Below are 17,874 nucleotides of genomic sequence, written 5' to 3'. Positions count from 1 at the left end.
ACGGAGGCCGCGGGAGCGGAGGGCGGCATGGCCTGGGGCGCGGGGGGCTCGTCCTCCACGGGCCGGGCGGCGTGCTCCGGCAGGAACGTGAGCAGCACCAGCGCGGGGATGGCCGCCGCGGCGGTGAAGGCGAAGAAGGTGGGCCAGCCCAGCCACGTGGCCAGGTAGCCGGACACGGAGCCGATGAGCCGGTTGGCGATGGTGCCCATCGTGGACAGGAGCGCGTACTGCGTGGCGCTGAAGCTCTTGTGGCACAGCGACATGAGGAAGGCCGCGAACGCCATCACGCCCAGGCCCGTGCACACGTTGTCCAGGGTGATGGCGGTCGCGAGCATCAGGTCGTTCTTGCCGACGAGCGACAGGGCCAGGAAGCCCAGGTTGGTGAGGCCCTGCGCGGCGCCGAAGATGAACAGCGCGCGGCGCATGCTGAGCTTCACCATCAGCACGCCGCCCAGCAGGCCGCCACCGATGGTGGCCAGCATGCCCAGCGTCTTGCTGAGCGCGCCAATCTCCGTGTTGGAGAACCCGAGCTCGATGTAGAAGGGCGTCACCATGCTGGCGGCGATGGCGTCCCCCAGCTTGTAGAGCACCAGGAACGCGAGCACCCCCAGCGCGTACTCCCGGCGGAAGTAGTCCACGAAGGGCTTCACCACCGCGTCCAGCAGGTTGCGCGGAGGCCGCACGCTCTGGGGCTCCGGGGCCAGCAGCGTGGCCACCACGCCCACGATCATGAGCAGGCCCATCACGTAGTACGTCTTCGACCAGCCCAGGATGTCCGACAGGACGAACGCCAGTCCGCCCGCGACGAGCATGCCCATCCGGTAGCCGGTGACGTACATCGAATTGCCCAGCCCGCGCTCCTCCATCGTGAGGATGTCCGTGCGCCACGCGTCCGCGACGATGTCCTGGCTGGCGGACAGGAACGTCACCACCACGGCCATGCACGCCATGGCGATGGGGGCGTCCTTCGGGTTGACGAGCCCCATGGCGGAGATGGCGCCCATCAGCAGCACCTGCGTCAGCAGCATCCAGCCGCGCCGCCGGCCCAGGAAGGGCAGCGTGTAGCGGTCCATCAGCGGCGCCCACAGCACCTTGAAGGTGTAGGGCAGCGCCACGAGGCTGAAGATGCCGATGGTCTTGAGGTTCACCCCCTCGTTCTTCATCCACGCGGACAGCGTGACGCCGGTCAGCCACAGGGGGAGGCCGGACGCGAAGCCGACGGCCATCAGGAGCCAGATGCGCCGGCTCTTCAAGACGGTGAGAAGCGAGGGATTGGGCATGGAGGGCGTGGGGAAGCGGCCCCCAGCATAGAGAATCCGCCCCGCACGTCACCTTCCCAGGGGCCCGGAATGTCCGCCCGGCTGCTGTCCGGGCACCAGCCCGGGCGGCCTGTCGCTACGGCTCCAGCGCGGACACGTCCGGGCAGGTGGAGGCGTCGCCCTCGGTGGGGTTGAGGAAGTCCCAGTTGCGGCGCAGGAAGGTGATCCGCGTCCGGGAGTCCCAGCACTCGGTGTACTTCGCGCCCTTCGCGTCGCCTTCGAGGATGTTCAGCACCAGCACGCCCCGGCCATCCGGCGTCCAGCGCGCCAGGATGTCCAGCGTCTCCAGGAGCCCGCCGGGAATCAGGTCCGTGCCCGGCAGGCGGAACGCCATCTCCCCCAGCCCCTCCGGCACCTGCCGCGACGCATAGCGCGTCAGGGGCAGCGTGGCCCCCGCGCCCGTGAAGAGCAGCTCCACGCGCGTGGGCAGCGCCCGGGTCTGGTAGCCGATGTCCAGCCGATCCAGGCTGGTCGCGTCGCCCGTGTCGAAGCCGTGTGCGCGGGCCGCCTTCAGGTCCAGCGCGAGCGTGCCCTCGCCCTTGCGGATGCCACCGTCCGCCTTGAAGGTGCCGGGCAGGTAGGTCCACCACGCGTCCTCGCTCCCGCCCTTCGGACGGTACTGGAGGAGGTAGGCGAACTGGGCGCCCTGGCGCTCCATCACGAAGCGCAGCTCGTGGCCCGGATGGTCGTCGGCGGGGTAGGGGCCCCAGATGCGCCGGTCGGTCTCGCGCGTGGTGGGCGGCGCGTTCCGGAACAGCTCCAGGAGGGACAGCAGGGCGTCCACGCTGGTGTTGAACCGCGTGCCCGCGGCGTAGGACTCCATGGCCAGCGCCGACGTGCCGCCCAGCGCCTGGAGGCCGACCCGCTGGGAGCGCAGCCCCTGGCCGGAGCGGGCCGCGGCGTCCGGCAGCTTCGCGGCCAGGTCCTGGCGCTGGGGCAGGGCGTTCTGGAACTCCAGGTCGTCGTTGGAGAAGTCGCCGCCGCACGCGACGGCGAGGAGGCAGAGCAGGGCCGGGGCCAGGTATCGCATGACGTGCTCTCTCATGGCGCGTAGGTGAGGAGCGCGGCCAGTTCCCAGTAGCCCAGGGAGCGCTGCGCATCGACGTTGTATTGGAGGTACTGCAGCCGGCCGCGCGTGGTGAGGTGGACGCTGCGCGTGAGCTGCAACCGCGCGCCGGCCACCAGGCCCGGGGACACCATGGCGAAGCGCTGATCCGGGAACGCCGCGTCCTCGAACTGGCGGCCCAGGATGAGGTACGCCAGCCGCGCGCCCACGAACGGCGCGACGCGGCCCAGGGGCCACTCGGTGGTGAGGCTGGTGCCCAGGTTCACCACCGAGTACCGGTACGTTGGCCCCGCGAGCGTGGGCAGCGCGAGGACGCTCCGGGTTCCGCCCACGGCCGCGTCGAAGCCCCAGACCCAGTCGCGGCGGAAGTAGTCGTGCAGCTCGGCCTCCGCGCCGAACAGGGGCACGGAGAGGAAGAGGGACTGACGCGTGGCCGCGTCGAAGAAGGACTGGTAGCCGCCCGTGAGGCCGAAGGCCCACCACGTGTCCCGGCCCCGGCCCGCGCCCTTCACGGGGTCGTCGGAGAAGGGCGCGTCCTTGAGGCGCGGCTCCTCCAGCACCGTGGTCCGGCCGCGCGCGATCTCGACCTCACCGATGCGCAGCCGGTCGCTCAGCCGGCGCTTCACGCGGTAGGTGCCGGGGGCCAGGGCCACGCGTCGCTCCGTGTCCGCGGCCTTGTCCAGCTCCGCGACCACCAGACCGCCCGGATCCACGAAGTAGTACGAGCCCGGGGGGGCACCGCCGGGGACCACGAGTCCCTCGGCGCTCGCGCGCAGGTCGGTGAGGACCAGGTCGCCGTTGCCCGCGAGGTCGTAGCTGAACGTGGGGTGCTGCGGGCCCGCGCTGCTGTCGGCCGTGTCCGCCACGGTGCGCGCGTAGGCATGCGAGTACGCCTCGAAGAGCGTCACGCGTCCGTCGCCGCTGCGGTCCGCGTCGCCCAGCAGGCCGCTCGCCAGGTGGTGGGAGAAGTAGCTGCCGCCCAGCGCGTCCGACTCCTGCGAGTCCTCGTCCGCCGCGCTGGAGGTGAGGATGACGACGCCCCGGGCATCGCGTGCCGCGCCGGACTCCACGTCGAAGGCGGGGGCCTTGCGGGCCCCCTTGGTGCGCGTGAGCGCGCCGGAGCGGCACGAGTCCAGGATGGCGATGCGGATGTCCACGGGCGCGTCCGCCAGCCGGCGCTTGAGCGCGTCGAAGGCCAGCCGCGAGTCACCCAGCCGCAGCGCTCCGTCCTTCGCGTGGCCGGAGTAGTAGACGAACAGCGCCGTGCGCTCCCCGCGAGCCTGGGCCGTGCGCGCCCGCTGCTCCAGGTCCGACAGCGCGGTGAGGAAGTCCTTCGCGTCGTCATCAAGGAGGAGCTTCGCGTCTGACGGAGCCACGCCCCCCAGCCGGGTGAGCAGGTCGTGCATCTTGCGCGCATCGTCGCGCGCGTAGCTCAAGGGGCGCGTGTCGCCGCCGCCCGTGTCGTTGCCCGCGATGAGCGCGAAGCGGTGCAGCGTGTCCGCGTGCGCCGCGGTGGACACCAAGGCGAACGCCAGCGTGAACCCCGGCAGCGACGCGCGAAGCTTCGCGGTGAGTGTCGGCAATGGGGCCGAACCAAGGATCTTCGTGACGAGTGCCCGCGCCCGACCCGAGGCAAGGAGCCTCGCGGCGAGCGCCCGCACCGGGGCCGGAACAAGCCCCCTCACGAGCGCGGTCCAGCCGCCTGGAACGCGGTGGCTCATGGCTTCAGCAGGATCCACTGCGCCTGCTCGCCCGCCACGTCCAGCGGAGCCATGAGCGTGACGTTCCGTCCCGCCGCCTCGAAGGACTTCCGCGCCGCGTCGCTCAGGGCCTCCATCGACACCGGCGCATCCGTCAGCACCAGCACCACGCGCTCAGCACCCACGCCCGTGAACTCCACGCTCTCCGGCAACCAGTGCGTCCCCGCGCCCGGCTCCACCGCGAGGCTGTCTCCCGACTCCGGATACAGCGGCGTCACTTCGCCCCAGACATCCACCGACAGCGCCGCCACGTAGCGGTGCGTCTCCGGCGTGTAGCCCAGCCGCACACGCTCACCGGGCCGCAAGGCCTCCGGCGCATCCAAGCTCGCCACGCGCTGCGGCTCCGCGCCTCCTCCGATGCGCAGCTCCGCGCCCGCGCCGCCCTTCATCCGGTTGCCCATCACCGGAGGCTGCACCGTCCCCACGCCGTCGCGATACAGCAGCGGTAGCGCCAGCACCAGCACGAACACCGACGCCGCCACCGCCTTCAGCGGCCGCACCCACGCTGCCCGCGTCACCGGCTCCTTCGCTGCCCGCGCCTGACGCTCGACGGTGCGCTCCACGCCCGCCTCGAAGCGCTCGAATGGAACCTCCGCCTCGAACGCGGCCTGCGTCGCGGAGAAGGACCGGAGCTGCGCGCCACACGCCTCGCACGTCTCCGCATGCTCCCGGACGCGGGCCGCTTCCAGGGCGGGCAGCTCGCCGACGTGCAGGCGGCGCAATGTCCAGGTCGACTCGTGCGCGCTCATCGGACGTTCAGCTCCTCTCCACCCAGCTCCGCGAAGGCTTCCAGCCGCTTGCGCACCGTGGGCACCGAACGCCCCAGCACCGCGGCCACCTCTTCCAATGTCATCCCGTCCACGTGGTAGTGGATGGCCGCCGCCTGCGTCTCCGCGTCCACCCGCGCCAGCAGCTTGCGCACCAGGTCCCGCGTCTCCATCGCCTCCGCCCCGCCGTGGCCCTCGGAGCGGGCCGCCTCGTCCCGGGCGAACCACCGCCGCCACGCCGCCCCTTCCGAGCGCAGCTGGTTGAGGCAGTGGTGCGTGGCGATCTTCATCAACCACGTCAGCGGAGACGCCTCCGCGCGGAACGAATCCCCGTGCACCAGCGCGCGGGCGAAGACGTCCTGCATCGCGTCCTCCGCCCGGCTCGCGTCCTTCAGCAGGTAGCGGCAGCGCTCACGCACGCTGCCGCCGTACTTCACATACAGGTCGCGCAGGACGACCCGCCGGTCCTCGGGGGTTCGAGGAGGCACCACCTTCAGGGCCAGCGGGGTCGGTCCGGTCACGCGCGGCTCAGCCTACCGCGAGGAGGCTCACAGCGACGAGTACACCGCCGCGGTGAAGCCGCCGCAGGACGTCTCCGCCTCGCCATACCCCAGGCGCGGGTCCAGGCTGACGCGGAAGTACGTGCTCAGGAAGTTCGTGTCCCAGCACTCGCTCAGCGTGGCCTCGCCCACCAGGTCGCCCCCGGCCACCTTGATGTCCGAGCGGCCCACGCCCGTCGCCGTCCAGCGGCTCTTGATGCTCAGCTTCTCCAGCTTCGCGCGCAGCGGATCGTTGTTGTCGATGTCCTTGTTCGTCGAGAAGTCGAACTCGCCGCCCGCCGTCGCGGACGCCTTGTAGTGGTACTTCCCGTCCACGCGCTGCTGCGGGTTCTTGTCGTCGCGCACCTGGTGGAAGTCCGCGTCCACCGTGGCGTCCGCCGTGGCGCTCGGGCGCGCGTAGCGGATCTCCACCGTGCCCACGTTCTCGTCGCCATCCGGCAGGCTGTGCGACGCGTCCCAGTCGATGAACAGCTCGCCGGAGCCGAAGCCCTTCTGGCGCTCACCCTCCGCGTCCACCGCCACCGTCTGCGTGCCAGACAGCACCGCCTTGAAGGCGCTGTCCGTGTCCGCCTTCGCCTTGCCCTCCAGCACCCACGAGAACGACGCGTCCCCCGACTTCGTCACCGTCAGCCGCCACGTCGTGGGGCTCAGCGCCTCCGTGCTCGGGCCCCACACCGCCTTGTTCTCCTCCAGCGTCGTGGGCGGATACTTCGTGATCGACTCGATGAGGCTCAGCACCCACAGCGTGCCGCCGTTCACGGAGACCGTGGCCGCCACCGTCGCCTGGTAGTACTCGGCCTTCTGGTTCTGGCCATACATCGCGGACGGGTCGCTCGCCGTCAGCCCCTGGCCGTCCTCCTTCGGCGCCTTCACCTGCATCATCTCCTTGGACGGCAGGCCGTTGCGGAACGTGTCCGCGTCGTTGGTCTCGGCATTGTCGCAACCGGCGAACAGCAGGGAGGCGGCACACAGCAGGCTCTTGCGCAGCATGGTCGGTGTCCTTTCAGGGCCCGTCGCGCGGGCCGTGCGGCAGTGAATTCGCTCCTATGGACACCGGCCGACCGGAAAACAGAAAAAGGGCTCGCTTGAGGAAAGAAGTTCCAATGAAACCAACCCTTTGGAACTCGGCTGCCTGCCCTCCGGCCGCCCACGCCCGCCTGCCAGACGGCCGAAATGGAGCATCCCTACCTTTCGCCCATGGAAAAACGACACCCGAACCATCCCGGGGACATGGGTACGGACGCCGCGCTCGCCGAGCGGGAGCGTGCGCCGGACGAAATCAACGCCCGCGCCAGAGCCGTCGGCCTGCTCCATGACGCCGGGGTGCCATTCGTGGTGGGCGGGGCCTATGCCTACGCCACCTATACGGGCATCTACCGCGACACCAAGGACCTGGACCTGTTCCCGCGCAAGGCGGATGCGGTCCGCGCGCTGGAGGTCCTGGAGAAGGACGGGTGGCGCACCGAGCACCACGACGAGGTGTGGATCTACAAGGCCTACAAGGGCGACTACTTCGTCGACTTCATCTTCTCGTCCGGCAACGGCGTGGCGACGGTGGACGACGAGTGGTTCACGAACGCCAAGAAGGCCAACATCTTCGGCTACGAGTGTCTCATCGCTCCCGCCGAGGAGATGATCTGGTCCAAGGCCTTCGTCACCGAACGCGAACGCTATGACGGCGCGGACATCAACCACCTCATCCTCAAGGCGGGGCGGGAGATGGACTGGGATCGCATCCTCCGGCGGTTTGACCGCTACTGGGAGGTGCTGCTCAGCCACCTGATGATGTTCCGCTTCGCCTATCCCAGCGAGCGCGACATCGTGCCCAACTACGTGATGACGGAGCTGATGAGCCGCACGCTCCAGACGGTGCGGGATGGCAGCTGGGATACGCGCCTGTGCCGCGGCAACCTGGTGTCCAAGGTGAACTACCACGTGGACATCCATCACTGGGGCTTTGGGGACGGCAGGGCGTGGGACGAACAGGAACGACCCGAGGGGGACGTGCGTGGCGCGAGATCCGAGCTCGAAAATACGGCTGGCAGCGGTCGGTGACCTCCACTGTCGGGACGACCAGCACGGCCGCTTCCGTCAATTCGTCAAGCAGGTGAACGCCTCGGCGGATCTCCTGCTGCTGTGCGGCGACCTGACGGATCGCGGCATGCTGGAAGAGGGGAAGGTGCTGGCCGAGGAGCTGTCCGCCCTGCGCGTCCCGTGCGCCGCGGTGCTGGGCAACCACGACTACGAACACGGGCAGGTGAAGGACATCTGCTCGGAGCTGTCCAAGGTAGGGGTGCACATCCTCGACGGGGACCACTTCATCTTCGAGAAGGTGCTGGGCGTGGCGGGCGTGAAGGGCTTCGGAGGGGGCTTCGGCAACGCGACGTTGCAGGCCTTCGGCGAAGGCGAGACGAAGTCCTTCGTGCAGGAGGCCGTCAAGGAGTCGCTCAAGCTGGAGGCGGCGCTCAGCCACCTGGACACGGAGAAGAAGGTCGTGATCATGCACTACGCCCCCATCCCGGAGACGCTGGAGGGGGAGAACATCGAGATCCGCCCCTTCCTCGGCACGAGCCGCCTGTCGATGCCCATCGACCACTACGGCGCGGCCTACGTCTTCCACGGCCATGCGCACCACGGCGCGCGCGAGGGCAAGACGAAGAGCGGCATCCCCGTGTTCAACGTGGCGATGCCGCTGCTCACCAAGTTCACGCCCGAGCAGCGCTTCGCCTTGATGGAGGTCTGACGCCGCCTCAGGGCGCGGGAGCCCCGCCGCCGTCGGGCGGCGCGTCCTTCAGGTCCGCGGCGCTCGTGGGCAGGTCCGCCACGGCGCTCGCGGAGACCTCCAGCAGGTCCGGTCCGGAGCCGCGCGCGTAGAGCCGCTCCTCCTGCTCCGGCACCGCGTTGCCCAGCCACAGCCGCGCCAGCTCCTTCCCGTCCGCGTCGCGCAGCACCACGCTCCGGGACGCCTCGCTGATGCCGTAGCGCTCCCACCGCTTCGCGTTGGCTTCGCCGAACGCGGCGGCCTTCAGCGCTTCGAGCGTGCCCAGGAGCTTCACTACTCGGAAGTGCCGCGCGCGTCCCCCGTCGGGGCCCTCCACCTGCCACGCGTCGGTGCCGCCGTCCGCGGATGAACCGCGCGTCACCACCACGGGCGCGGCCTTGCCTCCGGGATGGAACTCCAGCCGCCGCACGGCCTCGCGCGGGAACGCGAGCACGCGCCGGTCCTTCAGCTCCGGCACCCCGACGTCCAGCGTCGTCAGCGCGCGCTCCTCCACCTCCGCCAGCGTGGAGCGCGTGCCCTGCTCGCGCAGCGCGTAGACCTGGGGGACGCCCTCGCGCGTCACCTGGGACAGCCGCACGCGGATGGGCTCGCCCGAGGAGGGCACGAAGCGCGCATCCACGACGGGCGCGTCCAGGCCCAGGGCCTTCCGCTGGGCGGGGGAGTCCTCGGGGAACGACAGGGCCTGCTGTCCGGCGAACGCGGTGAGCAGGTCGCTCACGCGGCTGGCGTTCGCGCGCGTCGGCTCCGGCTTCACCAGCCGCCACGCCTTGCCGTCCACGTCGCGCGTCAACTGGTACGCGTGCGCCTTCGCCGTCACCTCGATGGACTGGAGCGACGCGGCGTCCAGCGGGCCCAGGAACTCCTTGGCGCGCAGCTCGAAGGGGCCCTTGTCGAGCGCCCACCGCACGGCGCCCTCGGCCGCGTAGACGGTCGCGTCGCCCTCGCGGCGCACGTACACGGAGCCGTCGAAGGGGTTCTCCTCCCCACCCGACAGCGTCACGGTGCGCTGCCGGGATGGATCCTCCGCGCCGCCGCCGCTCGCGTCCGGGACATAGGCCCGCGCCGTCACGGTGAAGGTGGGCGACGTGAGGCCGTACTTCTTCAGGTCCGCGTCCGACGGCGAGGCGTTCACCGTGGCCTTGAACTTCGCCGTGGTGAGCTGCTGCACCAGGGCCTCCACCGCGTACGGATCCGCCTTCGTCTCCACGGGGGCGGTGAGCCGCCAGCCCTCGGGCGTCCGCTCCAGCTCCGTGGTGGCGCCCCGGGCCTTCACCGTCAGGTGGGTGAAGACGGGGGCCGCTGGCGCAGTGGAGCCACGCGCCGGTTCCGAGGCCTCCGTCGCGAAGAGCTTCGGAGGCGCCGGCTTCTCCGCTTCACGCGAACACGCCCACGGCCCCAGCACCGCGAGCCCCAGCACCACGAATCCAGAAGTCCTCACCGGTTCCTCCGTGACAGCCAGACGGCGAGCCCCACACCCAGCAGCGACAAGGGAAGCAGGTCGGTGGAGACGAAGCGCAGCACCTGGAGCTGCCCCGCGCTCAGCTCCAGGGTGGACGTCTCGCGGTCGGGGGGGCGCAGGGTGATCTTCTCCACCTGGTGGGACGCCCAGCCCAGGGCGTTCATCACCAGGTTGCGGTTGGCCTCATGGCCCCAGTTCGGATCCAGCAGCAGCTCCGAGTCCCCCATCACCACCAGCCGCGCCTCGTCGAAGCGCCGGGCCTCCGCGCCGCGCGTGTCCCGCGCCGCGGCGGCCACGAGCGTGAGCTGTCCCATCTTCTCGCCATCGGACGGGGTGGTGTCCTCCTGGGGCCGCGTCTCCACCCAGGCATAGGGCGACGTGAGCAGCACCGGCTCCACCTTCACGCCGGGCAGGAAGCCCTCGCGGAACAGCGTGAGGCTGCGCACGGTGGGAAGCTGCACGTTGAACGCGCGCTCCTGCAGGGGGCGGGTGATGACGTGCTTGCCGAAGAAGTTCGACACGAGGACGAACGGATTGCCCGCGTTGAACTGCGCGTCCGCCGCCACGCCGTCGTCCACCTGCACGCCGTAGTCCGCGAGGAACAGGCCCAGCCCGTCCGTCGTGCCCACGTCGGTGAAGTACAGCAGCCGGCCGCCCTCGCCCAGGTAGGTGCGCAGGGCCGCCACTTCCGGAGCCGTGTAGTCCTCCTTCGCCCCCGCGATGATCAGCAGCCCCGCGTCGCGCGGCACCTCCTTGAGGCCCAGGAGGTTGAGGGGCTCGGGGCGGTAGCCCTCGCGGAGCAGCTGCCGCCGCAGCTCCGACAGCCCGTCGCCCGGACCCTGGGGACCGTTCGGCGTCTCCAGCGGCCACTCGCCATGCCCTTCGAGCACGTACACCTTCTGCGCGCCCGCCGCGCCCAGCTGGATGAGGGCGTTGGTCAGCTCCTGCTCGGAGGGGAGGGGCAGGGTGGTGTGGGGCGCATCCTCGCCCTCGCCGCGCGAGACGACGACCAGCGTCTGGCCGTCCTTGAGCTGGTACCTCGCGGCCAGGGCGGGCTCGCGGCGCGGATCCGCGAACGCGTAGTCGAACGTCTGGGGCGCCGCCTCGTGGTAGCGCCGGAACAGCTCCTCCAGCTCGCCATAGGACGGGTGCGTGGGCGGGATGAGCGCCAGCGCGTGCGCCGGCTCCTTCAGGCCCGCGAGCGTCTCGCGCGTCTGCGGCGCGAGCGAGAAGATGCGCTCCCGCGTCAGATCAAAGCGCCGGTTGTTCTGGAACGCGAGGACGTTGAGGGCCACCAGCACGCCCAGCGCCGCGAGCGTGGTGATCACGGTGGTCGCGAGGAACCGCCCCGTGCGGCGTGAGCCCGCGCGCCCCAGCTCCTGGCGCTGCGTGACGACGTAATGCGCGAGCATCACGGCGCCCAGCACCGCCTTGCCCACGGCGAGCGGCACGCTGCCGGAGGTGAGCAACAGCGTGAAGGGACTGGACAGCAGGAGCAGCAGTCCGAAGGCCCCCTGCACCTGGGAGATGGAGTTCGCTCTCATGGTCACGCGTAGCGCTGCGCTTCCACCGCGCGGTGGGTGAGCAGCAGCGAGAACAGGATGACGGACGCGAAGAACACCAGCGCCTGCACCTCCAGGACGCCCTGGATCATCCCCTGCAACTGGGTGTCGAAGGACAGGTAGCTCAAGAACGAGCGCAGCGGCTCCTCCGTGGACTGGGCCACGGCGCGCAGGAGCATCCATGGCAGCAGCACGGTGAAGGTGAGGAAGGCCGCCAGCATCTGGCTCTCCGTCAGCGCGGAGATGAACAGGCCCACCGCCATGCAGGTGGCGCCCCACAGCAGCACCGCTCCGTAGCCCAGGAGCACCGTGGGCCACTCCAGCGCGGGCCCGGACGCGCTCGAGCCCACCACCGACAGCAGCAACGGGAACACCAGCGTCAGCCCCAGCGTGACGAAGATGAGGCCCAGGCCTCCCAGGTACTTGCCCAGCACGATGTCCACCGGCCGCACCGGCGTCGTCAAGAGGAGCGCGAACGTCTTCTGGCGCTTCTCCTCCGCGAACAGCCGCATGGACAGGAAGGGCGCCACGAAGAGCGTGATGATCAGCACCACGCCCCACAGCTGCACCACCACGCCGTCGGTGAGGTTGCGGTAGACGACCGAGTCCGGCGGCAGCTTGCTCCAGCCGTGCTCCCGCGCCAGCGCCTGCACCTGCTGGAACTGCTCCAGCAGGCTGACGAAGAAGAACGACGAGAGCGCCGCCATCGCCGTGAACACGACGTAGGCCCACGGGGTGGTGAAGGCGACGGCCAGCTCCTTGCGGGCAATGGCCAGGGCGGTGCGCATGCTGGGGGAATCCTCGAAGGGGAAGGGGAGGCGCTCAGGCGGCGGTCAGCTTGATGAAGACTTCTTCCAGCGAGGCGTGCTCCGCCTGGCCGTGGGACTTCGCGAGCGTGGCGATGGCCTCGTGGGCCACCACGCGGCCCCGGTGGAGGATGAGCACCGTCTCGCAGGTCATGGTGACCTCCGGGAGGATGTGCGTGGACAGGAGCACGGTGTGCCTGCCCGCCAGGCTCCGGATCAACGCGCGCAGCTCCGCGCGCTGCGTGGGATCCAACCCCTCCGTGGGCTCGTCGAGGATGAGCACCGGCGGCGAGCCGAGCAGCGCCTGCGCGATGCCCACGCGCTGCTGGAAGCCCTTGGACAGGTTCTGGAGCACGCGGCCCATCACGTCGTCCAGCGCGGTGAGCCCCGCCACGCGCGCCACCTCCGCCTTCACCGCGCGGCCGGGCACCTGCTTGAGCGCGGCCACGAACGTCAGGTAGCCGTGCACCGTCAGCTCCGGGTACAGCGGCGGCGTCTCCGGCAGGTACCCGATGCGCCGTTTGACCTCCATCGGGTGCGTGGACACGTCGAAGCCGGCCACCTTCACCTGGCCCCCGGAGGGCGGCAGGAAGCCGGTGAGGATCTTCATCGTGGTGGACTTGCCCGCGCCGTTGGGCCCGAGGAAGCCAAGGATTTCTCCCTCACCCACGGTGAAGGACAGGTCCTCGATGGCCACGCGATCGCGGTAGCGCCGGGTGAGGTTGCGCACCTCGATGATGGGATTCTCGGTGATTGGCATGCGCGGGGGCGGACTTTACACTGCCCGGGAAGCGAGGCGCGGATGCCAATCGTGGTGCAGAAGTACGGCGGCTCATCGGTCGCCGACGTGGAGAAGCTCGGCAAGGTCGCCCGTCGCGTGAAGGAGAAGCGGGACTCGGGCTACCAGGTGGTGGTGGTGGTCAGCGCCATGGGCGACACGACGGACGAGCTGCTGGCGCTCGCCAAGGGCGTGTCGGCGGACCCGCCCCGGCGCGAGCTGGACATGCTCCTTTCGTGCGGCGAGCGCATCTCCATGGCCCTCCTGTCCATGGCGCTCCAGGAGCACGGCGTGCCGGCCATCAGCTTCACCGGCAGCCAGAGCGGCATCATCACCAACGACGCGCACGCGCAGGCCCGCATCGTGGAGGTGCGGCCCTACCGCATCCAGGAGGAGCTGGCGAACGGCAAGGTCGTCATCGTCGCGGGCTACCAGGGCGTCTCCTTCAAGAAGGAGGTGACGACGCTGGGGCGCGGCGGCTCGGACACCACGGCGGTCGCGCTGGCGGCGGCGCTGGAGGCGGAGGCGTGTGAAATCTACTCGGACGTGGACGGCGTCTTCAGCGCGGATCCGCGCGTGGTGCCGGACGCCCGCAAGCTGGAGTCCCTGAGCTACGACGAGATGCAGGAGCTGGCGAGCGCCGGGGCCAAGGTCCTCAACGCCCAGGCCGTGGAGTGGGCCAAGTCGCGCGGCATCACCATCCTCGCGCGCACCGCGCACGGCCAGGGCACCGGCACCGCCGTGCAGGAGCTGGCCGTGCCCACCGACAGCCGCGTCAAGGGCGTGACGGCCGACGCGGAGATGGCGGTGCTCGTCGCCGGGGCCGGCGTGACCCTGGAAGAGCTGCTGGAGTTCCTGGACGCGCGCGCCGTGCGCGGCCGCACGCTCGCGCATGATGGGCTGCCGGGCGCGCCGGGGCGCACGTTCCTCGCGGTGCCGCTCGCGGACGTGCATGGTCCGGAGGCGCTCCAGCGGGAGCTGGCCACGCGCTTCGGTCCGGCGGTGGGGTGGCGCGACGGCTGGGGCACCGTCACCTGCGTGGGCGTGGGCCTCAACGCGGACTGGGTGCCCCTGAGAAAAGCCCTGGCGGCGGCCGAGGGCCTGTCTGCCCGGGTGCATGCCGTGAGCACCTCCCCCTTGCAGGTAACCCTGCTGGTGGACAAGTCCCACCTCAAGCCGCTGACGGCGAGGCTGCACCGGGAACTGCTGGGTAGCTGACAGCGCGAGTCCCATGGCCCTTCGCTGATCCGGACACTTGCGTGGCCGCTCGGGCATTCGCGCGGTGGAAGTGTCGAACTTTTGTTCCCACATCGGGCAGGGTGCTTCCCTCCCGGAAGTCGATGCCTACCCTCCGCTCCTGAACACCCGGGGTGGAGGGGCGGTCAATGGGACAGGGTCGTCAGTGGATGGGACTGGGGGTGGTGTTGGCGCTCCTGGTGACGGGTGCCGCCGGATGCAAGGACTCGGGTCCTGCCCCGGGCACGCCTCCTCCCGGCGATCGCCATGATGATCCCCCGCTGAACAACGACGACGCGGGGGTGGACCCTGCCCCGGACGGCGGCGTCATCGTGCCCGAATACGACGCGGGCATCCCGGACGACCCCGACGAGACCCTGCCGGATGGCGGCACCTCGCTGCCCGCGCGCGACGCGGACGCGGTGCACAAGGAGAACCAGAAGAAGGGGACCGCCAACTGGCGCATCACCCGCAACGCCAACCAGCGTGAAATCGAGGGCTACCCCCTCCAGGCCACGTTGAAGCAGGGCGAGTCGCTGCGCGTGGCGGTGTCGCTGTCGGAGGCGAAGAGCTTCACGTGGTTCGTCTACCGCCTGGGCTACTACGGCGGCGTGGGAGCCCGCGAGGTCGCGCGCGGTGGCCCCGTGAAGGGCACGCGGCAGGCGGACTGCCCGGCGGACCTGACGACGGGCATCATCGCCTGCGGGTGGTCTCCCACGCTGGAGATCCCCATCGGGAAGGACTGGGTGCGTGGCGTGTACGTGATGAAGCTCGTGCGCGAGGACCAGCCGTCGCGCTACGTGCCCTTCTTCGTCCGCGACGCCAACCCGCGTTCAGAAATCGCGGTGCTCATCCCCACCGCCACGTGGGCGGCGTACAACACCTGGGGCGGCACCAGCCTCTACGATGATCAGAAGGGCGTGATGAAGTCGCACGGCGTCACCCGCGCCTTCCAGTCCTCGTATGACCGGCCCTACTACCGGGCCCAGGGCACCGGGGGCCTGATGACGGACGACCTCAGCCTGGTGACGTGGCTGGAGTCGCAGGACCTGGACGTGGGCTACTTCACCGACGAGGACCTGGACGAGAGCTACGACTTCCTGCGCGGCGCGAAGGTGTTCGTGATGTCCGGGCACGACGAGTACTGGTCCTCGAAGCAGCGCGACCACGCGGATCGCGCGCTGTCGGAGGGCCGGTCGCTCCTGAACCTGGGCGCGAACAACGCCTACTGGCAGGTGCGCTTCGAGCCCGCGGCGGACGGCCGGGAGCGCCGCATCGTCACCTGCTACAAGGGCCACGCGGAGGATCCGTACAAGGATCAGCGCCGGACGGTGAAGTTCCGCGACCTGCCCGCGCCCCGGCCGGAGAACGCGCTCTTGGGCGTGCAGTTCGCCGCGCGCTGGCACCAGTGGCCCTTCCCCACGGTCATCACCGCGCCGGACCATTGGGCCTTCGCCGGCACCGGGCTCAAGCACGGCGACACGCTGTGGATGGCCAACGGCTACGAGGTGGATCAGCTGGTGAACAACGGCCGTCAGCCTTCGGGCGTGGACGTGCTCTCCGAGTCCCCCTCGCTGTCGCTCCAGGCCGGCTTCGGCTTCTCGCACATGGTGGTGCGCAAGCAGGGGGACGCGTACGTGTTCTCCTCGGGCGGCATCGACTTCGTGCAGAAGCTGGCCGGGGTGGGGGACCGCGTGCCGGATGCCCGCGCGGGCCGCATCGTGGCCAACGTGCTCTACAAGGCGCTGGGCCGGAAGGTGCCGGACGACCTGGTGAAGTTCCAGCCGCCCGCGCAGCCCCAGGCCCAGGGCCCGTTCGCGCAGGCCGTGCACACGGTCGCGGGCGAGCCCGGCAAGCGCTGCCACTCGGACGGCAAGGTTGCGTCGGACGCCCTGGGCGCGCCGCTCGCGGTCGCCGTCCTGCCGGGTGGCGGCTGGGCGGTGGCGGACGCGCTGGGCAACGCCGTCAAGCGCGTGTCGGCGGACGGGAAGATCCGCACGGTGCTCAACAACCTCGCGGGCCCCATGGGCATCGCCGCGGACGCGCTGGGCAACATCTACGTGTCCGACACGGAGAACGCCCTCATCCGCCGCATCTCCGCGGACGGCAAGGCGGAGGTCTTCGCGGGCACCACCTTCGGCTACCAGGACGGGCCCGCCCTCGCGGCGGCCTTCAACCAGCCCACGGGGCTGTCCTTCACGCCGGACGGCACGGGGCTGCTCGTCGCGGACATGAACAACAGCGTCATCCGCCGCATCGACATGGTGACGCCCGGCAACCCCGTGACGACGCTGCAGGGCGACTGGCTCTACCGGCCCTCCGCCGCGGTCCAGGCGGCGGACGGCACCCTGTACGTCGTGGAGAGCGGCATGGCGCGGGTGGTGCGCGTGCGCGACGGCGTCACCTCCGTGATGACGGGCTCCACGCCCGGCTTCCGCGACGGAGATCCGAAGGACGCCCAGCTGCTGCCCTACCTGGGGCTCGCGCTGCTGCCGGACGGCTCGCTCGCGGTGTCCGACCCCGGCAACTACCGCGTGCGCCGCCTCGTGTTCAACGCGGCCGGCGAGCCGGAGAAGCTGACCACGCTCGCGGGCAGCGGCCGCTACGGCACCGCGGATGGCCCGGGCAGGGATGCCCAACTGGTGCTGCCCGCGGGGCTCGCGGTGGGACCGGACGGGACGCTGTACGTGGCGGACGCTGGCAACTCGCTCCTGCGCGCCATCACGCCCTGATGCCCTGATGCGGTGATGCGCTGATCAGCGCCCGGGGTTGCGCATCCCACCCATCGGCGGGGGCGCGTCCATCTCCTGCCGCGTGCGCCGCCGGTCCGGGGTGTCGCGCGGCAGCTCCACGAAGCTGCACATCTCACACAGCCGGCTGTAGATGCGCTCGCCCACGCGCTCGCGCAGCAGCTCCGCGTCCTTCATCGCCGTGCGCGCGTCGTCCGTCGCGCGGTAGCCCGTGGGCGCGGTGGTGCGCGCGTTCTTGCGCTCCGGCTCCAGCGAGTAGTTCGTCGCGAACAGCGTGGTGCGGCCCGCGTTGTAGCGGCGGGCAATCAGCTCATCGAGCGTCTCCATCTCGAAGGGGCTGCCGCGGCCCTTGCCCAGCTCGTCGATGGCCAGCACCTCCACCTCCGACAGCGGCCCGATGATCTCCCCGCCGCTCTTGCCGTCCTGGAACCCGCGCCGGATGGTCGCGTACAGCAGGGAGATCTCCACGTACCGGGCCCGCACGCCCATCTCCAGCACCAGGTGCGCGAGCGTCGCCGCCAGCAGGTGCGTCTTGCCCGTGCCCACCGGGCCGCTCAGCACGTAGCCCTTGTTGGTGGCGGCCTTCACGTACTGGTGGGCGAAGTGCATCGCCACGCCCCGGCCCCGGTCCTGTGCCTCGTTGAAGGGGCGGTAGTTGTCGAACGACGCGTGCGCCATGACGCCCGGCATCTGCACGTCGTTGTAGAGCGCCACCCGCTTGCGCCGGAGCGTGCACATGCACGGCTGCAGCACCTCGTAGGTCCGCGCGCCCACCTTCTTGCTGAAGGTGCCTTCCTTCTCCACGAGGATGTGCCCACGCCCGCCGCACACCGGGCAGTTCTCCGAGCAGGGACACACCCGCGCCGACGCGAGCTCACCGCGCCGCTCGATGAGGTACGTCCGCCCGCTGCACTCCCCGCAAGCCTCGCCGTTCGCCTTGGCAGCCATCTGGGCCCAGCCATACCACCGCCGACCCTGCCCGTCAGCCCACTGAGCTTCCGTTCAGGCGTGCGGCGCGGGCCCAACCCC

General features: G+C 70.6%; 15 protein-coding genes. 4 read left to right on the top strand and 11 right to left on the bottom strand.

Annotation, left to right across the window (positions count from 1 at the left end; genetic code table 11):
- From D7V93_RS00230 to D7V93_RS00205, 6 genes are all read right to left on the bottom strand, one after another.
- The coding region (locus D7V93_RS00230) for an AmpG family muropeptide MFS transporter (protein ID WP_120641388.1) at positions 1–1,280 on the bottom strand (1,280 nt) is incomplete at its 3' end.
- 115 nt (positions 1,281–1,395) lie between these two features.
- Entirely contained in the window at positions 1,396–2,349 is a 954-nt protein-coding gene (locus D7V93_RS00225; RefSeq protein ID WP_244237028.1) for a hypothetical protein, read from the bottom strand.
- A gap of 11 nt (positions 2,350–2,360) precedes the next feature.
- A complete protein-coding gene (locus tag D7V93_RS00220) occupies positions 2,361–4,106 on the bottom strand; it encodes a caspase family protein (protein WP_244237027.1) in 1,746 nt (581 codons plus the stop codon).
- The gene (locus D7V93_RS00215; RefSeq protein WP_120641380.1) at positions 4,103–4,894 is read right to left on the bottom strand and encodes a DUF4384 domain-containing protein; all 792 of its coding nucleotides are present in this window, start codon (positions 4,892–4,894) and stop codon (positions 4,103–4,105) included. The genes D7V93_RS00220 and D7V93_RS00215 overlap by 4 nt, the downstream gene beginning before the upstream one ends.
- Positions 4,891–5,433 carry an RNA polymerase sigma factor gene (locus D7V93_RS00210; protein ID WP_233582498.1) on the bottom strand — a complete coding sequence of 181 codons (543 nt, stop codon included), beginning with the start codon at positions 5,431–5,433 and terminating at the stop codon, positions 4,891–4,893. The genes D7V93_RS00215 and D7V93_RS00210 overlap by 4 nt, the downstream gene beginning before the upstream one ends.
- Before the next feature lie 27 nt (positions 5,434–5,460).
- Positions 5,461–6,462, bottom strand: coding sequence for a hypothetical protein (locus tag D7V93_RS00205; protein ID WP_120641379.1), 1,002 nt, complete (start codon positions 6,460–6,462; stop codon positions 5,461–5,463).
- A 207-nt stretch (positions 6,463–6,669) separates the two neighbouring features.
- On the opposite strand from D7V93_RS00205, the gene D7V93_RS00200 reads away from it, so the two are divergent.
- Together D7V93_RS00200 and D7V93_RS00195 are read left to right on the top strand one after the other, a co-directional pair.
- Entirely contained in the window at positions 6,670–7,527 is an 858-nt protein-coding gene (locus D7V93_RS00200) for a nucleotidyltransferase (RefSeq protein ID WP_244237026.1), read from the top strand.
- Entirely contained in the window at positions 7,511–8,215 is a 705-nt protein-coding gene (locus D7V93_RS00195) for a metallophosphoesterase family protein (RefSeq protein ID WP_120641386.1), read from the top strand. The genes D7V93_RS00200 and D7V93_RS00195 overlap by 17 nt, the downstream gene beginning before the upstream one ends.
- Before the next feature lie 7 nt (positions 8,216–8,222).
- On the opposite strand, the gene D7V93_RS00190 is transcribed toward D7V93_RS00195, so the two are convergent.
- Genes D7V93_RS00190 through D7V93_RS00175 form a run of 4 tightly spaced genes read right to left on the bottom strand, consistent with a single transcriptional unit; the run spans position 8,223 to position 12,841 of the window.
- On the bottom strand, positions 8,223–9,692 hold the full coding sequence (locus tag D7V93_RS00190) for a DUF4340 domain-containing protein (RefSeq protein WP_120641377.1): 1,470 nt from the start codon (positions 9,690–9,692) through the stop codon (positions 8,223–8,225).
- Positions 9,689–11,257, bottom strand: coding sequence for a GldG family protein (locus tag D7V93_RS00185; RefSeq protein WP_120641376.1), 1,569 nt, complete (start codon positions 11,255–11,257; stop codon positions 9,689–9,691). The genes D7V93_RS00190 and D7V93_RS00185 overlap by 4 nt, the downstream gene beginning before the upstream one ends.
- Positions 11,258–11,259: 2 nt before the next feature.
- Positions 11,260–12,063 (bottom strand): ABC transporter permease, encoded by an 804-nt coding sequence (locus D7V93_RS00180; RefSeq protein WP_120641375.1) that lies wholly within the window; start codon positions 12,061–12,063, stop codon positions 11,260–11,262.
- 34 nt (positions 12,064–12,097) lie between these two features.
- Positions 12,098–12,841 (bottom strand): ABC transporter ATP-binding protein, encoded by a 744-nt coding sequence (locus D7V93_RS00175; RefSeq protein ID WP_208722875.1) that lies wholly within the window; start codon positions 12,839–12,841, stop codon positions 12,098–12,100.
- Between the two features lie 42 nt (positions 12,842–12,883).
- On the opposite strand from D7V93_RS00175, the gene D7V93_RS00170 reads away from it, so the two are divergent.
- Together D7V93_RS00170 and D7V93_RS00165 are read left to right on the top strand one after the other, a co-directional pair.
- Entirely contained in the window at positions 12,884–14,077 is a 1,194-nt protein-coding gene (locus D7V93_RS00170) for an aspartate kinase (protein ID WP_120641374.1), read from the top strand.
- Between the two features lie 167 nt (positions 14,078–14,244).
- The gene (locus tag D7V93_RS00165; RefSeq protein WP_120641373.1) at positions 14,245–16,827 is read left to right on the top strand and encodes a N,N-dimethylformamidase beta subunit family domain-containing protein; all 2,583 of its coding nucleotides are present in this window, start codon (positions 14,245–14,247) and stop codon (positions 16,825–16,827) included.
- A gap of 24 nt (positions 16,828–16,851) precedes the next feature.
- Here the strand turns inward: D7V93_RS00165 and D7V93_RS00160 are convergent, their stop codons facing one another.
- The gene (locus tag D7V93_RS00160; protein ID WP_120641372.1) at positions 16,852–17,793 is read right to left on the bottom strand and encodes an ATP-binding protein; all 942 of its coding nucleotides are present in this window, start codon (positions 17,791–17,793) and stop codon (positions 16,852–16,854) included.
- Between the last annotated feature and the right edge of the window lie 81 nt (positions 17,794–17,874).

Source organism: Corallococcus llansteffanensis, assembly GCF_003612055.1.
In the GTDB taxonomy this organism is placed as follows: Bacteria; Myxococcota; Myxococcia; order Myxococcales; family Myxococcaceae; genus Corallococcus; species Corallococcus llansteffanensis.
This window is presented reverse-complemented; position numbering and strand designations above follow the sequence as displayed.

What these genes read in the sequence shown, in the direction of transcription:
- D7V93_RS00220 (WP_244237027.1), bottom strand. Translation starts at nt 4,106, where the DNA reads ATGAGCCACCGCGTTCCAGGCGGCTGGACCGCGCTCGTGAGGGGGCTT.
- D7V93_RS00165 (WP_120641373.1), top strand. Translation starts at nt 14,245, where the DNA reads ATGGGACAGGGTCGTCAGTGGATGGGACTGGGGGTGGTGTTGGCGCTC.
- D7V93_RS00215 (WP_120641380.1), bottom strand. Translation starts at nt 4,894, where the DNA reads ATGAGCGCGCACGAGTCGACCTGGACATTGCGCCGCCTGCACGTCGGC.
- D7V93_RS00185 (WP_120641376.1), bottom strand. Translation starts at nt 11,257, where the DNA reads ATGAGAGCGAACTCCATCTCCCAGGTGCAGGGGGCCTTCGGACTGCTG.
- D7V93_RS00200 (WP_244237026.1), top strand. Translation starts at nt 6,670, where the DNA reads ATGGAAAAACGACACCCGAACCATCCCGGGGACATGGGTACGGACGCC.
- D7V93_RS00175 (WP_208722875.1), bottom strand. Translation starts at nt 12,841, where the DNA reads ATGCCAATCACCGAGAATCCCATCATCGAGGTGCGCAACCTCACCCGG.
- D7V93_RS00180 (WP_120641375.1), bottom strand. Translation starts at nt 12,063, where the DNA reads ATGCGCACCGCCCTGGCCATTGCCCGCAAGGAGCTGGCCGTCGCCTTC.
- D7V93_RS00170 (WP_120641374.1), top strand. Translation starts at nt 12,884, where the DNA reads ATGCCAATCGTGGTGCAGAAGTACGGCGGCTCATCGGTCGCCGACGTG.
- D7V93_RS00225 (WP_244237028.1), bottom strand. Translation starts at nt 2,349, where the DNA reads ATGCGATACCTGGCCCCGGCCCTGCTCTGCCTCCTCGCCGTCGCGTGC.
- D7V93_RS00205 (WP_120641379.1), bottom strand. Translation starts at nt 6,462, where the DNA reads ATGCTGCGCAAGAGCCTGCTGTGTGCCGCCTCCCTGCTGTTCGCCGGT.
- D7V93_RS00160 (WP_120641372.1), bottom strand. Translation starts at nt 17,793, where the DNA reads ATGGCTGCCAAGGCGAACGGCGAGGCTTGCGGGGAGTGCAGCGGGCGG.